The organism is Pseudoalteromonas undina (assembly GCF_000238275.3).
In the GTDB taxonomy this organism is placed as follows: Bacteria; Pseudomonadota; Gammaproteobacteria; order Enterobacterales; family Alteromonadaceae; genus Pseudoalteromonas; species Pseudoalteromonas undina.
In genome coordinates, this window is record NZ_AHCF03000003.1 from 190,997 (window position 1) to 212,611 (window position 21,615).

Here is a 21,615-nt window from a genome sequence, read left to right on the forward strand (position 1 = left end):
GGTTTATCAGATTGCGTTTACATTAGCAGTTGTAGAGCTATATTTAAATGTGGTCTGCCCACTGAGGGTTAACTTGCATGTTATTATGGCCAACTGCCTTGCTAAGTTAACTTGAACAAAGTGCAATTAGTAAGGTCTATCCATTTGAATTAATAATTAATAGCTATAGTTTATACACATGAGGCAGTTAGTCTGACAATAATGCTCAGTACTAAACTATAACGCTATGAAAACTCAGTAAATCGAACTTTAGTATTGCTAGTTTCGTACTTTTGCTTGAGTTATAATCAAAATCAGACATAACGGGACGTTTTAACGTGTCGTTTTTAACTTTGTAGATGCAGTAAATGATTGAATTAGAAGATAAGTACGCAGATATAAGACCTTACAATGACGATGAAGTTGCCGCCTCATTAACGCGATTAATTAACGATAATGCGTTTCTTGATGTGATAGCAAAGTACAATTTGCCACGCTTTATATCCGCAGTTGGGTTTTTAGCACGCGCTATAATAAAACATCAGTTGCGTAAAAAGTGGGGCAAAGTTAAAACAGTTGAAGATGTACAAAACGAAGTGGCGCATTATTTAAATAAATTAGTAAGGCGCACCACATCAAACGTTACTTTTTCAGGTTTAGAGGCATTAGACCCTAATCAAGCCTATCTTTTTGTTTCAAATCATAGAGACATTGTACTTGACCCTGCATTAGTTAATTGGGGCCTTTATCAGCATAAAATGAAAACAGTGAGAATTGCGATTGGTGATAACTTATTGCAAATTCCTTACATTACTGAGCTTATGCGTTTGAATAAAAGCTTTATTGTAAAACGCTCAGCTAAAGCCCCAAAAGAGATGTTAAAAGCGTTGACTCAGTTATCGGCTTATATTTATGACTCGCTTACTAGTGGGCATTCTATTTGGATTGCTCAAAAAGAAGGTCGGGCTAAAGACGGTGTAGATCAAACCGATCCTGCACTGTTAAAAATGCTACAACTAAATGGACGTAAACAAAAGAAAGAGTTTGGTGAGTACATTAAAGAGCTAAAAGTGGTGCCGGTTGCAATATCTTACCAATATGAACCCTGTGCAATAGCGAAGGCAAAAGAGCTCTATCATAAACAACACCATGGTAAATACGTGAAATCGGCGGGTGAAGATATTGCTAGTATTGTTGAAGGCTTTAGTTCAGCCAAAGGGCATGTGCACTTATCGTTTGGCCAGCCTATTCAGTCAGATTGCGATAGTGCAGATGAGCTGGCAAAAACCATTGATAAGCAAATAATTGATTCGTTTTATTTACACCCAGGTAACTATATTGCAGGTGGATGTACTGAGGCGGTTATAAATAAAAATGATGCAGCACAATTTGCAGAGCGTTTAGCAAAAGTGCCAGAAGAATTAAGGCCTTTAGTACTAGCAATGTACGCTAAGCCCTACCATAGAAAAACACAAGTAGATGAACAAAGCTGTGAACATTAATTAACAGTTTAGGCGTAGATAAAAGCAGCAATTAATTTGCTGCTTTTTTTTTAAACAAAAATAGCGCTATACTCAAGCTATACTTTTTTATACTGGAGGGTTTGATGCAACAAATTGAAATATTTGATATTCCTAGCCCTTGTAAAGGTATTTGCTTGGTTAATAATCGGGGTTACTGCAAAGGATGTTATCGCAGTCGTGATGAGCGATTTTCGTGGAATTCGTTGACCAATGCGCAAAAAAAGAAAGTATTGAGCCTATGCCAACAACGCTATAAACGTTATTTACAGCAAAAAAAGAAAGCTGCGCAAGCCGCTTCGCCAGCACAACAGCAAGGCTTTGATTTTTAAAATTGTAGTTTGTACTTTGATCTGAGTTTAGCGACCGTGCCATTGTTGTGTAATTTCTTAAGTGTAGCCTCAAGCTGTTGAGCAATACTCGCATGACTGATATGTAAATAATGATAAAGCGGGTAGGTAGCAACCACTTGTTTTTCATAACAGCCTAAAGCGGGAGGAATGGTTTTATTGGCCATCGCAAAATCAATCAGTAATGCAGCTTCTACTTTTTGCTGGATCAGTAAATTTAATTGAGTGGTATTATTTTTTACCTCAATAACCTTGCCTTGAAAATCAATACTGTCTAAATATCGCTGTTGTACAGGGTAGCTGGCTATAATGGCAACGCTATCCATTGTTTTAGTAGAGCTGGGTTCACAGTGCTTATAAAGCTTAAGATTAAATTTGAATAACGGATAGTTAACCCGAATTAAGTTTTTGTATGCACTTTCAATACTAATATCACGAGCAAGCTGCCCATCTAACATGCCACTGTTTGCTGCAAATAATGCATTTTGACGATTAAAATCGATAATATTTAATTTAAAGCCCATATCTGTATACGCTAATTGTAATAGCTCAATAGTATAATTTGCTTGCTGGGTGTTCTGCGGGCGATTAAATGTATAACTGTAACTATGGCCAAATGACGGATTACTAAAAATTAAACCTATTAATACAAGCAACCCTTTACAGTATTTAAACACGTCAGCAGTTCCTGTCTATTGGGGCAAATGGATAGGCGAGTATAATAACAAATTGGCTGTCTTTTGCCCAGTTTCTAGTCATAATCTAGCAGAGCCTATCATTAACAATTATTGATACCCTTAGATTATTTAAAGTAGATTTTTTTTATTCGTTATAAAGTTAGTTTATTATAAGTTTAAACGTATAATCTAAGTTTTATTAGGCCAGTAAAAGAGGGGAATATGAGTTATAACCTGTGTGATTTACCACGAGAGCAAAAATATCAGATTCAGCTAGATTACGAAGCTTCATTTTGGGCATATCAAATTAAGCGTGGCAAGAAAACGCGTGAGCAAGTTTATGATACCCTGCACAGTCGCCCAGTTGCAGAGCAAGGTTTTTTAAAGCAAAAGTTTGAGCAATATTTGGCACTTATGCTTAGTTAGGGTCTGCTTGCTATGATTGTTATTAAACAATTAGAATCAGTGAAAGCGCCTTTAATAAATAAGTTTTATACCTTATATAAAGTCCGGGGTCGCGCCAATAAACAAGACCAATTGTGGGTTGCTTACGATAACCACACTATTATTGCTGCGTGCCGCTTACAGCACAAACCAACTTTTTTATTTTTATCGACAGTTTTTGTGGCTCCTGCATATCGTTCCACTGGTGTGGCAACAAAGCTGCTAAGCACTCTTTTAAGTCAGCAAGCCGACGCTGTTTACACCTTCGCTTACCAACACATTACTGATTTTTATCAGGCACTTGGTTTTAACCAGGTGTTAACATATACTCCTGCATTATTAACGCTATTTGATGCATATAAGCACCGAAATATTATCGCATTGAAATATCAGCAACCCTAAATCAGTAATAGGAAACACATGGGCATCAGTATTAATAGGTTTATCACAGCCATGTTTGTGCTATTTATGCTCATTAGCGTTGCTGCAACAGCGCAAGTAAAACGGCTATCACCAAGCGAAGGGTTATCTCAAAGTTACGTTAATACTATGCTTATCGATAATAATGGCTATTTATGGCTCTCTACCGAAGGAGGGTTAAATCGCTACGACGGCTATCAGGTTATTCCAATTAATGGCCCAAATGGTGAGTTAGAAGAAGCCATTATTGATCGCATATACCAAGATCCAGAAGGGCAAATTTGGATTGCTTCCTTGTTAGCAGGGCTTTTTAGGTATGACCCGCAAACAGATACCTATCAGCAGTATTTAAAAAAACCAGTTACAGAAGAGCAAATTCTTCAGCAGTCTGTTTTTACCATGTTAGCCACAGATGATAAATCCTTGTGGGTTGGTCAAGGCAGAGTGTTTGCAAAACTTGATATAGCCAGTGGCTCTATTACTCCTTTATTTAAGCTGCCTGAGCAATTTGAAAATGCGTTTGTACGTACCTTGTTTCATTACAATGGCTATATCTTTATTGGCAGTACAGATGGTGCTTATGTATTTAATATTGCAACGCAACAAGTACGCCCCTTAGAGCATTTAAGCGAAACCGATGTACACATCTATCAAAACAATGTGAAGTCATTTGCACTGGGTGATAGTAATCAGTTATTGGTTGGAGCTGTTAAAGGCTTATATGCTGTTGATATTAGTAATATAGAGACATTGTTTAATAATAGTGAGCAGGCATTTACAAGTGAAAAGCTACTGGCTGACTTGAATGTTTGGGATATTGATAATCAGCAAGGGATTGTTGATTTAGCAACCGATAAAGGCCTGCTTAGTTTTAATTTAACTACCAAAATAGTGGTTAAAAATAAACGCATTCAACAAAGTAAATACACGCTTGCCGATACCAGTATTATTGATATGGTAAAAGATAAATCAGGTGGTATGTGGCTTGCGACTAAAACTGATGGTGCTTTTTATTTATCGGGTGACAACTATAAATTTTATAATGTAGAGGGCAGTGCTTTAGGAGGGGATGGATTTTCACATCACTCAGTCTGGGCAATTAAACAATTTCAAGATAAGTTATGGCTAGGTACTCATAACGGTTTAACGGCTGTTGATATAAAAAATAACACCTCAAGGGTGTATTTAAAAGATTATAAAGTTGATTTACTAACCACAGAATTTACCGTTTTCAAAATTATGCCTTATAAAAATAAACTCTGGTTACACTCAAACCGAGGACTGTTTATTTTTGACCCGCAAACCCAGCAGCTTACCCAACCTAAAACTGCCAGCCCCAAAAACCAAATATTTATAAACGATTGGATGCATGGTATTACCTTGCTAGAAAATGGTGATTTATATTTTGTTCACCCTGATCATGGCATGTTTAAATATAATGTTGATAGCCAGGTGCTAACTCCATTAAAGGGCGAGTTTTCTCAATTTGACCCGTTTTTAGCCTATGGCTTTTTACCGCCATTACCCTCAAAGCCGCAGAGGCCGTTATTTTTTAGCGGTGGAGTGTTATACCAATTTAACCCGGATGAGCGCAGTTTAAACACCCTTTATAAAGTACCTAAACACCATGACAATGTTGCAGTGAGCATTCTTTCGTATGTTGAAGATAGGCAAGGGATTCTGTGGCTTTCTTTATCTAACTTTGGTTTGATTGGAATTGATGCCAATAGCTATGAATTAGTACATACCATTGATTTAGATAAAAATAAATTAGGCACACTATTATACGATATGGTGCTTGATGAAGAGGGAATGATTTGGATGAGTAGTCATAAAGGAATATGGCGACTAAACCCGAGCACCATCCATTTTCAGCAATTTACTACATCAGATGGAGTGCTTTCTGCTGAATTTAATAGTGGTGCTATGGCCAAATTAAATGACGGACGAATTGCCTATGGTAGCCTTAAAGGCTTTACTTACTTTGACCCTAAAGAGAATAAAAATAGCCAAGGTTTGTTAGATCACGTCAACATAACTCGCATTAACTTAATGTCTCGAGACTTGTCGCTTAACTTACAACAGCCATTAAAAAATATTACTTTAAATCATGATGATATAGGGCTTGAAATTGCATTTTCAGCGATGTCATTTAGCTTTCAAGAACGTATTATTTACGAATATCAGCTCGACAAAGGTAAAAAAAGTTATACCCGTAATAATCGCGTGGTGTTTCCTAAATTAAACCCCGGTAGCTATCAGTTAAAAGTCTGGGCAAAGGATCCGTTGACGGGTGACTATACCCCGCCAGCGACGTTAAATATTAAAGTGAAATACCCATTATGGCGCGCCCCTTACTTTTTAGCACTTTATGCTATTTTGTTATTCACAATAGTGACAGCTTGGGTAATGAGACGTAATAAAATACAGCGTATTTTATTAGCCGCACACAAAGAAAGCCAAGATAGCGAGGCACGTTTAAAGCTGGCGCTAGAGGGAAGTGAGTCGGGTGTTTGGGATTGGCAAGCAAATCAGTTAAATATTTATCAGCCTAGATTGGTCAACGAGTTAGGTTATGAAGACGACTCAGTCAGTTTAGATGACTACTTAGATAAAGTTCATCCACAAGAGCGTGCCATTTTTAGGTTGGAGTGGTTAGAATTTTTATCAACCGACAAAGGATACTTTAACTGTACTTACCGACTACGTCATGCCAAAGGTCATTGGCGCTGGTACAAAGACTTTGGCAAAGTGGTTGAATGGGATGAAACAACACCGCAAAAAGTAGCGGGTACGTATACTAATATGACACGCGAAATGGTGTTTGAAGAACACGCTCGATTATTTACCGCCGCGTTTGAACAAACCCGAGATTGGGTATTTATTTTAGATAAAAACTTTAACATACGTGCTTCAAATAAGTCGCTGCAAACGGCTTTTGCTGTATCGGCAGAGCCTCGTTCAACTCGCTCGCTTAATTTAGGTTTGACTCGCAGTAGCTATTTTGACTATTTACGCATTATGCAAAAGCTTGAAGTAGGCGAGCACTTCTCATGTGAAGACACTGTGGTACTGGCTAATAAAGAGCAGCGTCATGTGTTAGTTAAAATAAGCGCTGTAGCGGATGAAAGTAAAAGGTTGAGTAGCTATGTGGTTATTTTAACGGATATTCATGCGCAGAAATCAGCTGAGAACGAGCTGCATCTATTAACTAATTACGATTCATTAACGGGCTTGCCAAATAGAACCTTGTTTAATGACCGAGCTGTGCATGCCATAGATCAAGCGCGTCGTCATAACAGCAAAGTCGCTCTATTACATGTAAATATAAAACGCTTTAAATACTTTAATGACTCATTTGGTACAGAAAACGCCGATGAAATCATTAAGCTGGTGGCAAACCGCTTAAAAACAGCATTACGCCCCTGTGATAGCATAGCGCGTTTAGGTGGTGATGAATTTGTTATTTTAGTTGAAGACATTCAGCAAATAGAAGAAGTATTACTTATATGCACCAAGCTTATGGATTGCGTGAATATAGACATTGCTATGAATAGCCAAAATGTAAATGTGCACCTTAGTATTGGTGTGGCGCTTTTCCCTGATGACGCTGCGCATTACAAGGCGCTGTTAAAAGCATCAAATGTGGCGCTCTATTATGCTAAAGATGGTTTAGAAGGGTGTTACAAGTTCTATAAACAAGAAATGAATCAAAGAGTTGAAAGGGCCCTGCATTTAGAGTCGCAATTGATCAAAGCGTATCACGAGCACGAGTTTTGTAATTATTATCAGCCTATAATTAGTACATCTACACAAAAAACTGAGGGCTTTGAGGTATTACTACGTTGGCCTGAGAATCAACTAGCCAGTACTCAAGAGTTTGCAAATGTGGCTGAAAATATTGGTTTAATTACCAAAATTATGCTGCAAACATTTAAAAGAGCACTTGTACAGTTGGTGCGTTGGCGCAAGGTGAATCCCGATTTATATTTATCAATTAATTTATCGGCACTTGATTTTGAGTTTGCTGAGCTTATACCTGAAATTCGCCAAGCACTAAATAATGCAGCGCTGCCGCCCGAGGCTATTGTGTTTGAAATAACAGAGTCTATTTTAATGCGAGACTCAGACTATGCACTTAAAAATATGGATGCACTAAAGCAGCTCGGATGTAAGCTATACATGGATGACTTTGGGACAGGTTATGCTTCATTAACGTATTTAAAACGTTTCCCCATCGATGTATTAAAAATTGATCGGAGCTTTGTGCAAGATATTGGTATTGATTCGGATAATGAAGCGATTATTCAATCCACTCTGACTTTAGCCAGCAGTTTAGGTAAAGAGTGTATTGCTGAGGGGGTTGAAAGCGCACATCAGCTGGCCTTCTTAAAAGCTCAAGGTTGCAGCTACTTCCAAGGTTACTTATTTAGTAAAGCTGTGCCTAAAGAGCAAGTGCTTGAGCTCATTGAGCGCGATTGGCACCCTGTATTCTCACAAGCTTAAAGCGCCGTTTATTACATTGTTTTATTAAGGGCGCTTACCACAATGGCGACAAAACAAGTGTGAGCTGCGTTTATTAAGCTCCGCTTTTATCGCTTTATTAGCCTCTAACTTACTTAATCCAAGTTTGTAGCGAAGATCTTCAAGGTGATGTAATTGCTCGTCGGAGAGTTTACCATCGGTTATTTGCTCATGGGTGGCATCTTCAAATAACTGACGACGTTTACGAACTTGCTCTGAAAAGCTCGATGCTAATAAACCAGTGGGTATAGCCACCATGCCCATGCTGACTAGAGTGATGACACCGCCAAACAGCTTACCAATGGGTGTTATTGGCACAACATCACCATAGCCTACAGTCGTAAGTGTTGCCATTGCCCACCACATTGCGGCCGGAATTGAGCCAAACTTGTCTGGTTGAATGTCATGTTCTAATAAATAAATACCGCATGAAGCTAAAATAAGTACTACTGCCATAATAAAAAATGCAGCCAACAATGAACTTGATTCATCAATAAATGCCTGTAATAACAGCTGCATTGCCCGTGAATAACGAGTGAGCTTAAATACTCTTAATAAACGTAGTACGCGTAAAAAACGTAAGTCTAAAGCAAAGAAAAACATTAATAGACTTGGCAAAATGGCGATTAAATCGATGATAGCCAGTGGTGATAAAATATAGCGGATCCGCTTTTGTGTATTGGAGCAATCCATAGAGGCGTATTTTACTCTATCTACACAGGTCCAAGCACGTATTAGGTATTCAGCACTAAATATGGCAACCGATACCAGCTCTAACATTAAAAATTCGTTGTAGTACTCAGTGGCAATGCTGTGCACTGATTCGAGTACGATGGCCACCACATTTATCATAATAATAGTGATTAGTAGGGCATCTAAAAAGTGACCGGCCCGTTGGTACTTACCTGAAGACTCAAATACTTGGTTGATGGTTTGTCTAAGTTTCTGCATAATAATTATTCTAATGTGAGTAACATATTGATACTGCCTTCTTCAAAATCACGACTAATTTTAAATCCGAGTTTACGAGCCAGCTCAATCATGCCAGTGTTTTCAGGTAGGGTGATCCCCTCAACGGTTTTTACCCCTTGGCGCTTACAATGAGAAATTGCTGCATTCATTAAAATACGCCCTAATCCAAGCCCTTGGCAATCAGAACGTACTACAATAGCAAACTCTGCTTGTAAGTTATCTGGGTCCATAATCACTCGTGAAACCCCTAGGGTGTGCTGTTGCTCGTCTTGTGTTTGGGTAACAATAAACGCCATTTCGCGGTCGTAATCAATTTGCGTCATTTTCGCGAGTTGATCGTGGTTAAATTGTGGTAACTCACCAAAAAAGCGTTTATACCTATCTTCTTTGGTTAATGACTGGTCAAACGCTTGATGTGCTTGCTCATCTTCAGGTTTGATTGGTCTGAGCGTTGCTAAGGTATTATTTTTTAAAGTGACTTGTTCAACCAGCTCAATAGGGTAAGGACGAATAGATAAACGTTTTCGATGTGCTTGAGCCTGATACTGATTCAAATTCATGGTGGCATCAAGTACTAAAAACTGGCCATTACTAGCTAGAATAGGATTTAGCTCTAACGAGGTGATATCCGGTTGATCTACGACCAATTGAGAAATTCGAGTTAGTAGTGAACACAAGCGATATTTATCTACTTTTTCTGGCAGAACACGCTCTTTAAGTACGCCTTTATCATGGGCGGCGGCAATTAAATATTTAGCTAGGTTCATATTCAGTGGTGGCAAAGCGACTGCGGCTTGTGCATATTCAAGCCCTGTACCGGCTTCACCTAATAAAATAACCGGCCCAAAATTAGGCTCTGTTTTAATGGCTATACGCAGCTCGTTAGCTCCCGCTCGAGGTGCCATTTTTTGTAACGAAAAACCATCAATTATGGCATCAGGGTAGGTGTTCTTTATTCTTAACAGCATGGCAAATGCGGTTTGCTCTACCTCTTGCGCATCATTGAGGTTTAGTACGACACCGCCGACTTCAGACTTAGAGGGAATACTGGGGCTAATCAATTTCAATGCCACCGGAAAGCCCAGCTCTATTGCTTGCTCTTTGGCTTCGGTTGGAGTGTAGGCAACTTCAGTTTGAATACAGTCAATGCCGTAACTACTTAAAATATGACTTGCTTGATGGGTTGATAAGTAATGTTGTTCATCATTTAAAAACTCTTTTATAGTCGCTTTCGCTGCTGCTTTATTAATAGTGGCATCGTCAGTATTTGATTCTGGCGTTTGAGTTAAATGCTTTTGGTTACGACGGTAGCTTACTAAGTGCATAAAGGCGCCTACCGCCCCTTCTGGGGTACGATAGGTAGGGATGGCGTTATTAGCGCAGATGCGTCTTGCAGCAAAAGCAGCATCTTCTCCCATAAAATTAGTAATTACATACGGGCGTGCCATTTTCGGTAATTTATTTAGTGCCTCAACAATAACCTGAGCGTAATTTTCACTTGGGGCCAAAGCTGATGGAGTGTGGATGATCAGTAAGTTTTTAACTTCTTTAGCATTTAGTAATATTTCTAACGCATGCTTATAACGCACTGGCGCAGAATCGCCAAAAATATCGACCGGATTGGCAGCGGTGTCTGAATGCGGGATCACTTTATTAAGTGCTTCGCGAGTTTCATCACTGAGCTGAGCAAGTTTTCCTGAACTTTGAATGAGTTCATCAACCGCCATCACTCCAGGGCCGCCACCATTGGTTAATATGGTAAGTTGCTCTACTTGCAGTAACTTAGGATGCATTGCCAAGGTTTGGGTGGCGGCAAAGAGCTCACGTAAGTCGTTTACTCTTAGCATACCCGCACGTTGAAACATGGCATCATATACCGCATCTGAGCTTTGTTTTCCGCCGGTGTGTATTTCAGCGGCGAGAGCCCCTGCGCTGGTTCTGCCAGTTTTAATAGCAATAACAGGTTTAGAAAATGCGGCTGCTCGAGCGGCAGAAATAAAGCTGCGGATATCATCAATATTATCGATGTACAGTAAGATGGCTTTGGTTTTAGCATCACGGCCTAAAAAGTCGAGTATTTCGTCAAACTCAATATCTAAACAATCCCCCATAGATACAAAGTATGAAAAGCCAATTTCTTTATTTTTTGCCCAATCAAGAATAGTTGCGCAAACTGCTGCAGATTGCGATACAAAAGCCAGTTTACCTGGCGTGGCAACAGTATGAGAAAAGCTTGCATTTAAGCCTATATGCGGAATAAGTAACCCTAAGCAATTTGAGCCAAGCAGGGTGACTTTATGCTTAGCTGCGCTCTCTTTGAGTGCCTTTTTTTGAACTGTGGTTAAGCCATCCGCAATAATAATGGCACTATGACAGCCAAGTGTACCTAGCTGCTCAATAATTTTCATTAAGGTGTTTTTATTGGTACAGATAACGGCTAAATCAGGCACTTTAGGTAAGGCTTCAATACTGGGGTAAGCCAATACGCCATGTACCGCTGTATGATTTGGGGTAACGGGCATAATAGGCCCTTTAAAGCCACCTTGCAGTAAGTTACGCATTACCACATTACCCGCGCGAGTGGCGGTGTTTGATGCCCCAATAACAGCGACAGAGCTTGGGTTAAAAAACTGGTTAATACGTTTTAGACTCATTGCGTTTCCTTGGCTGATTAAGTTTTGCGTTCTGTACTGTCTCAATGTAACCTGTTTATTGTGTTTTTTCGAGCGTGAACATGCTTATTATTGATATTGGTCAAGGAGAGTGAAGTGAATAAAATATCGAATGTAACCGTTGTTATGGCAGCAGTTTGTTTAAGCATCGGCTTAATTGCATTGGGCTTTATCATCAAAGGAGCTGCGCTTGATATTAAAGGCATGGAGCGCACTGTTCAGGTAAAAGGCTTAGCAGAGCGTGAAGTGGTCGCTGATACTGTTATTTGGCCGCTGCAGTTTAATGACGCCGATAACAACCTTGAAAAGCTTGTTGAGCGAGTTGAGCAAAAAAACGATGCCGTAATTGCCTTTTTAAAGCTACATGGCTTTGACGATGAGGAAATATCGACAGGCACTCAATCTATTATTGATAAGCAAGCGCGTGAATACGCGAACGACAATCAAACGTTTAGATACGTTATTAGCTCAAATATTATTGTTTACTCTAATGCCCCCGATAAAGTTAAAAACGCACTGAGTAAAGTGAGTCAGTTAGCTAAACAAAATATAGCTATAGTCCAAGATAACTATCAAACTCGTATTGAATATATTTTTACTGGGCTTAACGATATAAAACCTGCCATGGTGCAAGAGGCCACAGAAAAAGCCCGTGAAGTAGCAAATAAATTTGCGAAAGATTCAAACTCCCTTTTAGGTAAAATTAAAACCGCACGCCAAGGGCAGTTTAGTATTAGCGATCGGGATTCAAACACACCGCAAATTAAAAATGTACGCGTGGTTACCAGCGTAGAATATTACTTATCAGATTAGTGCCGCAACTTGTTCAGTAGAGCGCTGTAAATATGCGGCGCTTAACAGCAAGGTAATTTCGCTTGGAGGGTCGTTTTTTAATGCCTCAAGCAATTGTAATTTTGCTCTAGGATTTTGTTTTTGTTCTATTTCCATTAATGCCAGTAAGGCTGAAAACTCATGTTTTACCGGTATGTTGGGCTTATGTGCATAAACGATATAGCTGGCCACAGGAGTGAGCCCGTGCTGATTGATTTGCGCCAATGCATGCAGTAGCTCTTCATTAGATTCAAATAACATTAACGAGCGAACATAGTTAAAAGGCAATTGGCTCGGCGCTGCGTGCTTGAACACATTATGTAACACGTTATTGCCATGGCTATCTGTACTAATAAAGCCTTTATTTAATTTAAGCGCAGGAGTAAAAAAGCTCAGTGCATCTAAACTGGTTAGCTGTTCAATAAACGGCGCTGGTGGCGTATTGCTCGCTAAAATTCGCACGGCAATATTTTGCATAAAATCGTATTTAATACTCATGCGTAACGCGCTTTCAAACAGATAATTAAGCTGCATCACTTTTTGTGCGTCAGTGAGCTTTTTAAAGTCGTTATCAAGCTCATCAAACTGTTGTTGTTTAATACGCGCATTGAGTAGCTGTATGCTTAGATCCATTCTGTTCTCCTTGAATACCTACTTTATCCTAGCTTAATTTTTTGCTTTATAAAACAAAAGGCCGCAATTGCGACCTTTTATATGTTTAAGTAGTTACTTGATAATTAAGCTTGTTTGCTAGCAACCCACTCATTAACAAAGTTTTCTAGTACGTTTAATGGTACAGGGCCATTTTTAAGCACTACGTCGTGGAATTGACGAATATCAAACTTGTCGCCAAGCTGCTTTTTAGCCGCTTCACGTAGTTCTAAAATTTTCAGCATACCCACTTTGTAAGCCGTTGCTTGTGATGGCATTACAATATGACGCTCAACCATTTTTACACCGTCAGAAGTGGCGTTAGGAGTGTTGTTAACGTAGTAATCAATACCTTCTTGGCGAGTCCACTTCATTGCGTGAATACCGGTATCAACCACTAGACGACAGGCACGCCATAACTCCATAGCTAAACGACCAAAATCTGAATACGGGTCTTCATAAAGGCCCATTTCTTTTGGTAGTAACTCTGAGTATAAACCCCAACCTTCAATGTAGGCTGTGTAACCACCAAACTTACGGAACTTAGGCACGCCTTCCAGCTCTTGTGAAATAGCAATTTGCATGTGATGACCCGGAATACCCTCATGGTAAGCGAGAGCTTCCATTTGGTAAGTTGGCATTGCTTCCATGTCATAGAGGTTGGCATAGTAAATACCTGGGCGAGAACCATCTGGCGCAGGTTGTTGATAAAACGCTTTACCTGCGGCTTTTTCACGGAAAGCTTCAACACGTTTTACTATCATGTCGGCTTTTGGTTTTACAATAAACAGCTCATCTAAGCGTGTTTTCATGTTATCAATTAAGCCTTTAGCTTCACTTAGGTATTGCGCTTTACCCGCTTCAGTATTAGCAAGGTAAAATTGCTTGTCGGTTTTCATAAACTGCATAAAGGCGTTTAAGTCACCCTCAAAACCAACTTTATCTTTGATGGCACGCATTTCATCATGAATACGTGACACTTCGGCAAGGCCAATGGCATGAATTTCTTTTGCAGTAAGGTCTGTCGTGGTAGTGCGTTTAAGCGCGTTATTGTAAAACGCTTCGCCATCAGGGAATTTCCAAGCACCGTCACGGTCATCAGCACGCTTTTCTAGCTGTGCAATGTAGTTAATTAACTTAGAGTAAGCAGGTTTAACTGCTGTTTTTAATGCATCAGTCGCTTTACTAATAAGTGCATCTTTTTCAGCTTGGTCGATTTCTAAGGCATTTACTTTGCGTTTAAAGTCAGCCAAAAGAGTTGAATCTTCACCTTGTTCAAACGGTGCACCTTTAATAATGTTTTTGCTTGAATCAATCACGTGTGGAAATACAAATTTAGGCGCGATGATGTTTTTATCGGCGCGAATTTCTAAGCCGGTAATCAGTTGATCGAATACACCCGGTACCCCATTTAAACGAGCAATATAATCGTTTGCTTCTTTTACGTTGCTAATTTGATGCTGGTTAATTAAAAAAGCCGGCACCATAGAGTGCGTACCAAACATTTGGTTTACTGGGTAGTTATGGTAACGCCATTTAAAATCAGCAATGCTGGCTTCTAAATCTTGCTTTTTTAAATCATAACTTACTTGAGTAGCTGCATCTAATTGCGCACGGTCAATGCTGTTGAGGGTGACCAAATCGGCTTTAGTTTGTGCCAAGTCTTTAAGCGCTTTTTCTTCGCTGTTGTCATCCCATTTATCGTAATCTTTTTTGATGCCCATGTAGGTTTGATAAACTGGGCTGCTCATTACATCACGATTAAAAGTGTCTTCAAAAAAAGCATTCGCTTTATCAATTTCACTTTGTACAGGTTGAACTTGAACAGCCGGTGCAGGCGTTGATTGTTGTGTTGCTTGTTGGCAACCGGCAAGCAGTGCCACGCTTACCGTGGCAGCAATTAGAGTAAGTTTACGCATTCGTTTCCCTTTTGTTGTTAGAAACCCATTAGGGTATTTTAATTTTTCATGTGTTTACTTTACATGCGTATAACGCCAAAAGCGTTATACGAACAATTCTAGCAGGTCATTTAAAAAGCGATGGCCTTTAAGGCTTACTTGCCAATGGCCGTCTTTTTCTATTAATAAACCTGTGTTAATAGCTTTATTCAAAGCCGCTTGTTGGCTTTGTAATGGCTGATTAGTTAGCGCACTGTAGTCTTCAATCGGGCATGGCTCTGTTAAACGAAAGCGATTCATAAAAAATTCAAACGCTAAGTCATCTTGCTCTACTTGCCAGCTTTTGTACAAGTAGGGCTTAATAATGTCCATGTAGCCCCGTGGGTGTTTAACCTTTTCAGTGCGTGTTATCACCCCTGTTTTCGCATCAGTAACCTTACCATGGGCGCCACAGCCAATACCAAGATAATCGCCAAACCGCCAATAATTCAAGTTATGTTGGCATTGAAAGCCTGGTTTTGCATATCCTGATATTTCGTATTGCTGATAGCCGGCTTGTGCTAATAATGCTTGGCCTTGTTCTTGAATATCCCATAAGGTTTCATCTTGCGGCAACGTGGGCGGTTTTGAAGCAAATTGTGTATTAGGCTCAATGGTGAGCTGATACCAAGAAATATGTGGTGGGTTGAGGGCAATAATTTGTTTTAAATCACTTAGTGCGTCATCGAGAGATTGCCCTGGTAAGCCATGCATTAAATCAAGGTTAAAGCTATTCAACCCTGCTTCAGTAGCTTGTTGTGCTGCATAACTGGCTTCATCGGCACCATGAATTCGGCCTAAGGCTTTTAACTTATCATTTTGCATGCTTTGCACGCCAATTGAGATACGGTTAATCCCTGCTTTTACATAATCTTTAAAACGGCCAGTTTCGACTGTGCCTGGGTTTGCTTCAAGGGTTATTTCACAGTTATCGCTTAAACCAATTAGGCTATCTATTTCATTGAGTAAACGGGTATATGCCGCGCCGGTTAATAGGCTTGGCGTGCCGCCGCCAATAAAAATACTGTGAATTTTCCGCCCTTGTACTAAGTGTAAATCAGCTTTTAAATCGTCAATTAAGTGCTGTACATATTCAGCTTCAGGGATGTCACCTTTTTGCCCGTGGCTATTAAAGTCGCAGTAAGGGCATTTTTGCACGCACCAAGGCACGTGCACATATAAACTCAGTGGAGGAAGGTTCACAGGCCGCCTTTGTGTTGTAACTCTTGTAGTAATTTATTAAGTGCTTGCCCACGGTGACTTAGTGCATTCTTCTGCTCTTTTGTAAGCTCTGCACTGGTACAACTTTCTGATGGTACAAAAAAGATAGGATCGTAACCAAAGCCACCTTTACCGTGTTGGCTAAGGGTAATTTCGCCCTCCCAGCTAGCACTGCAAATAAGTGGAGTAGGGTCGTCGGCATGACGCATTAGTACCAACACACACCAAAAGCGAGCGCTGCGATTAGGGTTGTTGCCTAAATCAGCCAGTAATTTATCGATATTATCTTGATCGCTTGCGCTATTTCCTGCAAAACGAGCAGAGTAAACACCTGGCGCGCCATTCAGGCCATCAACTTCTAAGCCTGAATCATCTGCAATAGCAGGCAGTCCGGTAATTTTAGCCGCATGACGCGCTTTAATTATCGCGTTTTCTACAAACGTGGTGCCTGTTTCGTCTACGTCACTGACATTAAAGTCGCTTTGCGGTACAACATTAATATTAAGTGAGCTGAGCATGTTAGCCAGCTCATTCACTTTTCCGGGGTTGCCGGTTGCAAGAACTAAGGTGTTGGTCATATTTAATCTACGTAAAATTTTTGCTTAAACTTTAATGTTTGAAACTGATTACCTTGTTGGATTTCAATTTCAAAACGTAAAATCTCTTCGTTGGTGTAATCTACTTGTGCTAGGTAATAAATTGAATCGCCTTCAACGACTTCTTTAAAGTTAAGGGTTTGCTTGTTACCTAATAAGTTTTTAGCGGTACCTTGTAATGTCGCTTTTTGAGCGGCTTTATCTGCATTATTTTTTAATATTGAAATATTAACAATGCCTTTATAGCCACTACGCTCAAGGTCATAGGCTTTAGCTATTTGCGGTTGAATAAACGTTGATGGAAAGGCTATGTAATGAACTTGCCAAGGGCCTAGTTCTTTGTATTGGGCGCCTTGTTCTTGAGCGCTGTGCGCATTAAATGCTAAAGCGAGACAAGCAATAAAACAAAACTTTATTAAACGTTGCATGGTTAACTCCTGAGTATGTAAAAAAGAGGCGCTAGGCCTCTTTTATATTACGTTGTGCTTAAGCTAAAAGGTCCATTAGCAGCATTTGTAAAAACTGAATGCCGATGATCAGTACCAATACCGATAAGTCTAAGCCTCCTAGTGGCGGTAAGATTTTACGGATTGGCTTTAGCATTGGCTCAGTAAGCTGATGGAATACCGCTTCAATTGGGTTATAGCCTTGGCTTACCCAGCTTAAAATAGCGCGGATGATTAACACCCAAAAGACTAAATTTAAACCTTCTTTTAAAACAGTTATTAGTGCCTGTATAAGCACAGGTTGAATAGCCCAAGAGCTATAAATAAGCCACATTAATGTACTTATTTTTGCCGCAGCCACTATAAATGCCAGCAACAAAGAGGCTAAATCAAGCCCGCCTAGCCCTGGAATGATTTTTCGCAGCGGGTTAACTGCAAACGAAGTGGCTTTGACCACAAATTGGCTCATCGGGTTGTAAAAGTCGGCTTTTGCCCACTGTAGCCAAAAACGCAGTAGTACCACCATTAAAAACAGATCAAACAAGGTGCTAATTAAAAATTGCATGGCATTCATAGTATAACCTTCAATAAAAAATGGTTTTAAAGTTCTTGTTCCATTTGCACTGCACGCGCAATACACGCATCCATTGCATCACCCACAGTTTGGGTTAAACCTTGCGCTTTTAAATGCTCAACAGCTGCATGCGTGGTACCGCCTTTTGAGGTTACATTGGCGCGCAGTTGCGAAATGCTAATATCTGGTTGGCTAAGTGCCATTTCAGCTGCGCCTAGCGCTGTTTGCTGTACTAAGCGACGCGCGTCTTCATCATTAAAGCCAAGTGCTTTCGCTTTTTCTTCAATCGCTTCCATAAATAAGAAAAAGTAAGCTGGCGATGAGCCTGTCACAGCAATGACATCGTTAATTTGCGATTCTTGCTCTACCCACACAACTATACCTGTACATTCAAAAACTTGTTGTACAAATTCATGTTCGCTTTGCGTTTCGCCAGCGCCATACAAGCCCGATACACCACGGCCAAGTAACGACGGTGTATTTGGCATACAACGCACCATTTTCACATCTTGGCCAAGCATTTCACGTAAGCGTTTAACGGTTAAGCCTGCAGCGACTGAGATAAATAATTTATCACTAAAGTCGATGCCTGAATCTTGAAATGATTGGCACAAGTCGCCCATCATTTGTGGTTTAACAGACAGAACAATGACATCTGCATCGCGCATAGCTTCGTTATTGTCACTGGTGGTTTGCACCTTAAAGTCGGATGCTACCTTGGCTAGTTTTTCTTGGTTGCGGTTAGTTGCAATAATATTGTTTGCGTTAAAGCCGTTTTTTACCATGCCACCAATGATGGCGTAGCTCATATTACCTGTGCCTATAAATGCGATTTTTTTATCTGACATATGTCTGTTATCACCTTTTAAGTTCGTGTTCCAAAAATATCTGTGCCGATCCTCACCATGGTTGAACCTGCCGTTATGGCAGCCTCTACATCGTTACTCATCCCCATCGACAACGTATCTATATGAGGATATTGGGTCTGTAGTTTATCAAAGCAAGTTTGTAATTGCTCAAAATATTGAATTTGCGTGTTAGCATCGTCACTTTTTGCAGGAATAGCCATTAGTCCGCGTAATTTTAACTGTGAACACTGACTTATAAATTGTGCTAGTTGGTCTATTTCCTCTGCGGCACAGCCGGATTTCGCGTCTTCTGCGCTAATATTAACTTGTATCAGTATATTAAGAGCGGGCATTTCCTGTGGGCGCTGAGCGTTTAAGCGTTTTGCTATTTTTAGTCTGTCGACGCTTTGTACCCAGTCAAAGTGGTTGGCCACCAAAGCGCTTTTATTTGACTGTATAGGGCCAATGAAATGCCAAACAATATCGCTAAATGTGGCTAGTTGCGCTATTTTATCTACAGCTTCTTGAACATAAGATTCACCAAATTGGCGTTGCCCTTGCTCATATGCTGCCATAATATCAGAGACGGGTTTGGTTTTGGATACTGCAAGTAACGTAATGTCGTTACTATTGCGCTGTGCATTTTGCGCTGCCTCTGCAATTCTAGCGTAGGCGGATGTGAGTCGTTCTGCTATTGTAACCATATATTTATCAGTTAGTTGTGGAGTCATAAATGGATATCACCGAATTATTGGCATTTAGTGTGCAACATAAAGCATCAGATTTGCACTTATCATCAGGGGTATCACCTATGATACGTGTTGATGGTGATGTGCGACGAATTAATATACCAGCACTTGGAGATAAAGAAGTCAGCAGTCTGGTTTATGACATTATGAACGATAACCAGCGTAAGGACTATGAACAAAATCTCGAAGTGGATTTTTCTTTTGAAGTCCCTAATTTAGCACGTTTTCGTGTAAATGCCTTTAACTCTAATCGTGGTCCTGCTGCCGTGTTTCGTACTATCCCGAGTGATGTATTGACACTTGAAGATTTGGGCGCGCCGGAAATATTCAAACAAATTTCAGATAACCCACGAGGCTTAGTATTAGTTACCGGCCCTACAGGCTCTGGTAAGTCGACTACACTCGCAGCCATGGTGGACTATATAAATCAAAATAAACATCATCATGTACTGACCATTGAAGATCCTATCGAATTTGTGCACGATAATAAACTCAGCTTAATTAACCAGCGTGAAGTTCACCGCGATACACATAGTTTTTCTAATGCCTTGCGAAGTGCATTGCGTGAAGACCCTGATGTTATTTTGGTAGGTGAGTTACGAGATCTAGAAACTATTCGCCTTGCTATGACTGCTGCTGAAACTGGTCACTTAGTGTTTGGCACTTTGCATACCACGTCGGCACCTAAAACCATTGACCGTATTATTGATGTATTCCCTGGTGAAGAAAAAGATATGATCCGCTCTATGCTTTCTGAATCATTGCGTGCGGTTATCTCACAAACACTGATCAAAAAGGTCGGTGGAGGGCGAGTGGCTGCACACGAAATCATGTTGGCAACGCCTGCTATTCGTAACTTAATTCGTGAAGATAAAATTGCTCAAATGTACTCATCGATTCAAACCGGTGCGTCGCAGGGCATGCAAACCATGGATCAATGTTTAACAAACCTTGTTAACAGAGGCATTATCACTCACTCTGCGGCGTATACAAAAGCACAAGATAAGACGCAGTTTAGCGCTTAAGGAATTATTATGACTTTATCTCTAAATCACTTTTTACAAATAATGATCGACAAAAAAGGCTCTGATCTATTTGTATCAAGCCAGCTGCCTATTAGCGCTAAAATTAATGGCGAGCTTATACCCCTTAATGATGACAAACTAACCGATGAGCAAGCGCTGGAATTAGTTGAATCAGCGATGAGTGAAAAGCAAAAGGCAGAGTTTCATAGCACCAAAGAGTGTAACTTTGCAATTGCAACCAGCGAAGGACGCTTTCGTATTTCGGCTTTTTGGCAACGTGACAGAGCGGGGATGGTTATTCGCCGGATTGTGACCCAAATACCTGATGTAAAAGAGCTGGGATTGCCCTCAGTACTTACTGATGTGATTATGTCAAAGCGCGGACTGGTATTATTTGTTGGTGGTACTGGAACAGGTAAATCAACGTCTTTGGCGGCGCTTATTGGTTATAGAAATCGCAATCAACGTGGGCATATTTTAACTATAGAAGATCCAATAGAGTTTGTTCATGAACATAAAAAAAGCATTATTACTCAACGTGAAGTGGGCTTAGATACTGAAAGTTTTGAGTCAGCACTAAAAAGCTCTTTACGCCAAGCGCCTGATGTTATTTTGATTGGTGAAATTCGATCGCAAGAAACTATGGAGTATGCGTTAAGCTTTGCAGAAACAGGTCATTTATGTGTTGCCACCTTACATGCTAACAATGCTAACCAAGCTATTGATCGTATTATGCACTTAGTGCCAAAAGAGAAGCACGATAAGCTTAAATATGATTTAGCATTAAACTTACGCGCTATTATTGCCCAGCAGCTTATCCCTACCTCTGATGGTGAGGGACGTGCTGCTGCTATAGAGGTATTATTGAATACGCCAATGGTGAGTGAGCTGATTAAAAACGGTAACATTGGTGGTATTAAAGAAACTATGGCCAAATCAACTGAAATGGGCATGCAGACCTTTGACCAAGCGCTGTTTGAGCTTTACAGACAGCAACGGATTAACTATGCCGATGCACTTCATCATGCAGACTCGCCAAATGATTTACGTTTAATGATAAAACTACGTAATAACGAGCAGCAAGGGGCAGGCTTTTTGCAAGGTGTAACCATTGATGGCCTTGATGATAAAGGTAATATTACCTAAGGACAATTAACTCGTTGCTGCCTACATGGATGT

At 40.1% G+C, this 21,615-nt stretch carries 19 protein-coding genes; 8 read left to right on the plus strand and 11 right to left on the minus strand.

Annotated elements, in window-relative coordinates; all coding sequences use genetic code 11:
- The first annotated feature begins 347 nt into the window (after window positions 1–347).
- Window positions 348–1,481, plus strand: a complete 1,134-nt coding sequence (locus tag PUND_RS04450) for a 1-acyl-sn-glycerol-3-phosphate acyltransferase (RefSeq protein WP_008113364.1) — start codon at window positions 348–350, stop codon at window positions 1,479–1,481.
- Window positions 1,482–1,585: 104 nt separating this feature from the next.
- Window positions 1,586–1,831 (plus strand): DUF1289 domain-containing protein, encoded by a 246-nt coding sequence (locus PUND_RS04455; RefSeq protein WP_010391613.1) that lies wholly within the window; start codon window positions 1,586–1,588, stop codon window positions 1,829–1,831.
- On the opposite strand, the gene PUND_RS04460 is transcribed toward PUND_RS04455, so the two are convergent.
- Entirely contained in the window at window positions 1,828–2,526 is a 699-nt protein-coding gene (locus PUND_RS04460) for a type 2 periplasmic-binding domain-containing protein (RefSeq protein ID WP_010391611.1), read from the minus strand. The two genes, PUND_RS04455 and PUND_RS04460, sit on opposite strands and share 4 nt — an antisense overlap.
- A 222-nt stretch (window positions 2,527–2,748) precedes the next feature.
- Here PUND_RS04460 and PUND_RS04465 point away from each other — a divergent pair, with 222 nt between their 5' ends.
- From PUND_RS04465 to PUND_RS04475, 3 genes are read left to right on the plus strand one after another with little or no spacing between them, the layout of a single operon-like run.
- Window positions 2,749–2,952 (plus strand): DUF3283 family protein, encoded by a 204-nt coding sequence (locus tag PUND_RS04465; protein ID WP_008113353.1) that lies wholly within the window; start codon window positions 2,749–2,751, stop codon window positions 2,950–2,952.
- Between the two features lie 12 nt (window positions 2,953–2,964).
- Complete coding sequence (locus tag PUND_RS04470) at window positions 2,965–3,372, plus strand: GNAT family N-acetyltransferase (protein WP_010391610.1); 408 nt, start codon at window positions 2,965–2,967, stop codon at window positions 3,370–3,372.
- An 18-nt stretch (window positions 3,373–3,390) separates the two neighbouring features.
- Entirely contained in the window at window positions 3,391–7,896 is a 4,506-nt protein-coding gene (locus PUND_RS04475; protein WP_010391608.1) for an EAL domain-containing protein, read from the plus strand.
- Window positions 7,897–7,920: 24 nt separating this feature from the next.
- On the opposite strand, the gene PUND_RS04480 is transcribed toward PUND_RS04475, so the two are convergent.
- Complete coding sequence (locus PUND_RS04480; RefSeq protein WP_008113346.1) at window positions 7,921–8,865, minus strand: ion transporter; 945 nt, start codon at window positions 8,863–8,865, stop codon at window positions 7,921–7,923.
- Window positions 8,866–8,870: 5 nt separating this feature from the next.
- Window positions 8,871–11,540 carry a bifunctional acetate--CoA ligase family protein/GNAT family N-acetyltransferase gene (locus tag PUND_RS04485; protein ID WP_010391607.1) on the minus strand — a complete coding sequence of 890 codons (2,670 nt, stop codon included), beginning with the start codon at window positions 11,538–11,540 and terminating at the stop codon, window positions 8,871–8,873.
- A 114-nt stretch (window positions 11,541–11,654) separates the two neighbouring features.
- Between PUND_RS04485 and PUND_RS04490 the strand changes: the two genes are divergently transcribed.
- A complete protein-coding gene (locus tag PUND_RS04490) occupies window positions 11,655–12,371 on the plus strand; it encodes an SIMPL domain-containing protein (RefSeq protein WP_010391605.1) in 717 nt (238 codons plus the stop codon).
- Here PUND_RS04490 and PUND_RS04495 read toward each other — a convergent pair.
- The 8 genes from PUND_RS04495 to PUND_RS04530 form a co-directional block, all read right to left on the minus strand.
- Entirely contained in the window at window positions 12,363–13,022 is a 660-nt protein-coding gene (locus tag PUND_RS04495; protein WP_010391603.1) for a hypothetical protein, read from the minus strand. The genes PUND_RS04490 and PUND_RS04495 overlap by 9 nt on opposite strands.
- Before the next feature lie 104 nt (window positions 13,023–13,126).
- Complete coding sequence (locus PUND_RS04500) at window positions 13,127–14,959, minus strand: DUF885 domain-containing protein (RefSeq protein ID WP_010391601.1); 1,833 nt, start codon at window positions 14,957–14,959, stop codon at window positions 13,127–13,129.
- 84 nt (window positions 14,960–15,043) lie between these two features.
- A complete protein-coding gene (gene hemW / locus PUND_RS04505; RefSeq protein WP_010391599.1) occupies window positions 15,044–16,180 on the minus strand; it encodes a radical SAM family heme chaperone HemW in 1,137 nt (378 codons plus the stop codon).
- The gene (locus PUND_RS04510; RefSeq protein ID WP_010391597.1) at window positions 16,177–16,776 is read right to left on the minus strand and encodes an XTP/dITP diphosphatase; all 600 of its coding nucleotides are present in this window, start codon (window positions 16,774–16,776) and stop codon (window positions 16,177–16,179) included. Before PUND_RS04510 ends, hemW begins: the two co-directional genes overlap by 4 nt.
- 2 nt (window positions 16,777–16,778) lie before the next feature.
- Window positions 16,779–17,222: a DUF4426 domain-containing protein gene (locus PUND_RS04515; RefSeq protein ID WP_010391596.1), complete on the minus strand. Its 444-nt coding sequence runs from the start codon at window positions 17,220–17,222 to the stop codon at window positions 16,779–16,781.
- Window positions 17,223–17,280: 58 nt separating this feature from the next.
- Complete coding sequence (locus PUND_RS04520) at window positions 17,281–17,814, minus strand: YggT family protein (RefSeq protein WP_008113334.1); 534 nt, start codon at window positions 17,812–17,814, stop codon at window positions 17,281–17,283.
- 26 nt (window positions 17,815–17,840) lie between these two features.
- Complete coding sequence (gene proC / locus PUND_RS04525; RefSeq protein WP_010391593.1) at window positions 17,841–18,662, minus strand: pyrroline-5-carboxylate reductase; 822 nt, start codon at window positions 18,660–18,662, stop codon at window positions 17,841–17,843.
- A 17-nt stretch (window positions 18,663–18,679) separates the two neighbouring features.
- The gene (locus PUND_RS04530) at window positions 18,680–19,393 is read right to left on the minus strand and encodes a YggS family pyridoxal phosphate-dependent enzyme (RefSeq protein WP_010391591.1); all 714 of its coding nucleotides are present in this window, start codon (window positions 19,391–19,393) and stop codon (window positions 18,680–18,682) included.
- A 2-nt stretch (window positions 19,394–19,395) separates the two neighbouring features.
- On the opposite strand from PUND_RS04530, the gene PUND_RS04535 reads away from it, so the two are divergent.
- Both PUND_RS04535 and PUND_RS04540 read left to right on the plus strand, forming a co-directional pair.
- A complete protein-coding gene (locus tag PUND_RS04535; RefSeq protein ID WP_010391590.1) occupies window positions 19,396–20,436 on the plus strand; it encodes a type IV pilus twitching motility protein PilT in 1,041 nt (346 codons plus the stop codon).
- Between the two features lie 9 nt (window positions 20,437–20,445).
- Window positions 20,446–21,582: a PilT/PilU family type 4a pilus ATPase gene (locus PUND_RS04540; RefSeq protein ID WP_010391589.1), complete on the plus strand. Its 1,137-nt coding sequence runs from the start codon at window positions 20,446–20,448 to the stop codon at window positions 21,580–21,582.
- Window positions 21,583–21,615 lie beyond the last annotated feature (33 nt).

What these genes read in the sequence shown, in the direction of transcription:
- PUND_RS04515 (WP_010391596.1), bottom strand. Translation starts at nt 17,222, where the DNA reads ATGCAACGTTTAATAAAGTTTTGTTTTATTGCTTGTCTCGCTTTAGCA.
- PUND_RS04485 (WP_010391607.1), bottom strand. Translation starts at nt 11,540, where the DNA reads ATGAGTCTAAAACGTATTAACCAGTTTTTTAACCCAAGCTCTGTCGCT.
- PUND_RS04510 (WP_010391597.1), bottom strand. Translation starts at nt 16,776, where the DNA reads ATGACCAACACCTTAGTTCTTGCAACCGGCAACCCCGGAAAAGTGAAT.
- PUND_RS04470 (WP_010391610.1), top strand. Translation starts at nt 2,965, where the DNA reads ATGATTGTTATTAAACAATTAGAATCAGTGAAAGCGCCTTTAATAAAT.
- PUND_RS04530 (WP_010391591.1), bottom strand. Translation starts at nt 19,393, where the DNA reads ATGACTCCACAACTAACTGATAAATATATGGTTACAATAGCAGAACGA.
- PUND_RS04475 (WP_010391608.1), top strand. Translation starts at nt 3,391, where the DNA reads ATGGGCATCAGTATTAATAGGTTTATCACAGCCATGTTTGTGCTATTT.
- PUND_RS04465 (WP_008113353.1), top strand. Translation starts at nt 2,749, where the DNA reads ATGAGTTATAACCTGTGTGATTTACCACGAGAGCAAAAATATCAGATT.
- PUND_RS04535 (WP_010391590.1), top strand. Translation starts at nt 19,396, where the DNA reads ATGGATATCACCGAATTATTGGCATTTAGTGTGCAACATAAAGCATCA.
- PUND_RS04500 (WP_010391601.1), bottom strand. Translation starts at nt 14,959, where the DNA reads ATGCGTAAACTTACTCTAATTGCTGCCACGGTAAGCGTGGCACTGCTT.
- PUND_RS04480 (WP_008113346.1), bottom strand. Translation starts at nt 8,865, where the DNA reads ATGCAGAAACTTAGACAAACCATCAACCAAGTATTTGAGTCTTCAGGT.
- PUND_RS04520 (WP_008113334.1), bottom strand. Translation starts at nt 17,814, where the DNA reads ATGAATGCCATGCAATTTTTAATTAGCACCTTGTTTGATCTGTTTTTA.
- PUND_RS04540 (WP_010391589.1), top strand. Translation starts at nt 20,446, where the DNA reads ATGACTTTATCTCTAAATCACTTTTTACAAATAATGATCGACAAAAAA.
- PUND_RS04495 (WP_010391603.1), bottom strand. Translation starts at nt 13,022, where the DNA reads ATGGATCTAAGCATACAGCTACTCAATGCGCGTATTAAACAACAACAG.
- PUND_RS04450 (WP_008113364.1), top strand. Translation starts at nt 348, where the DNA reads ATGATTGAATTAGAAGATAAGTACGCAGATATAAGACCTTACAATGAC.
- proC (WP_010391593.1), bottom strand. Translation starts at nt 18,662, where the DNA reads ATGTCAGATAAAAAAATCGCATTTATAGGCACAGGTAATATGAGCTAC.
- PUND_RS04455 (WP_010391613.1), top strand. Translation starts at nt 1,586, where the DNA reads ATGCAACAAATTGAAATATTTGATATTCCTAGCCCTTGTAAAGGTATT.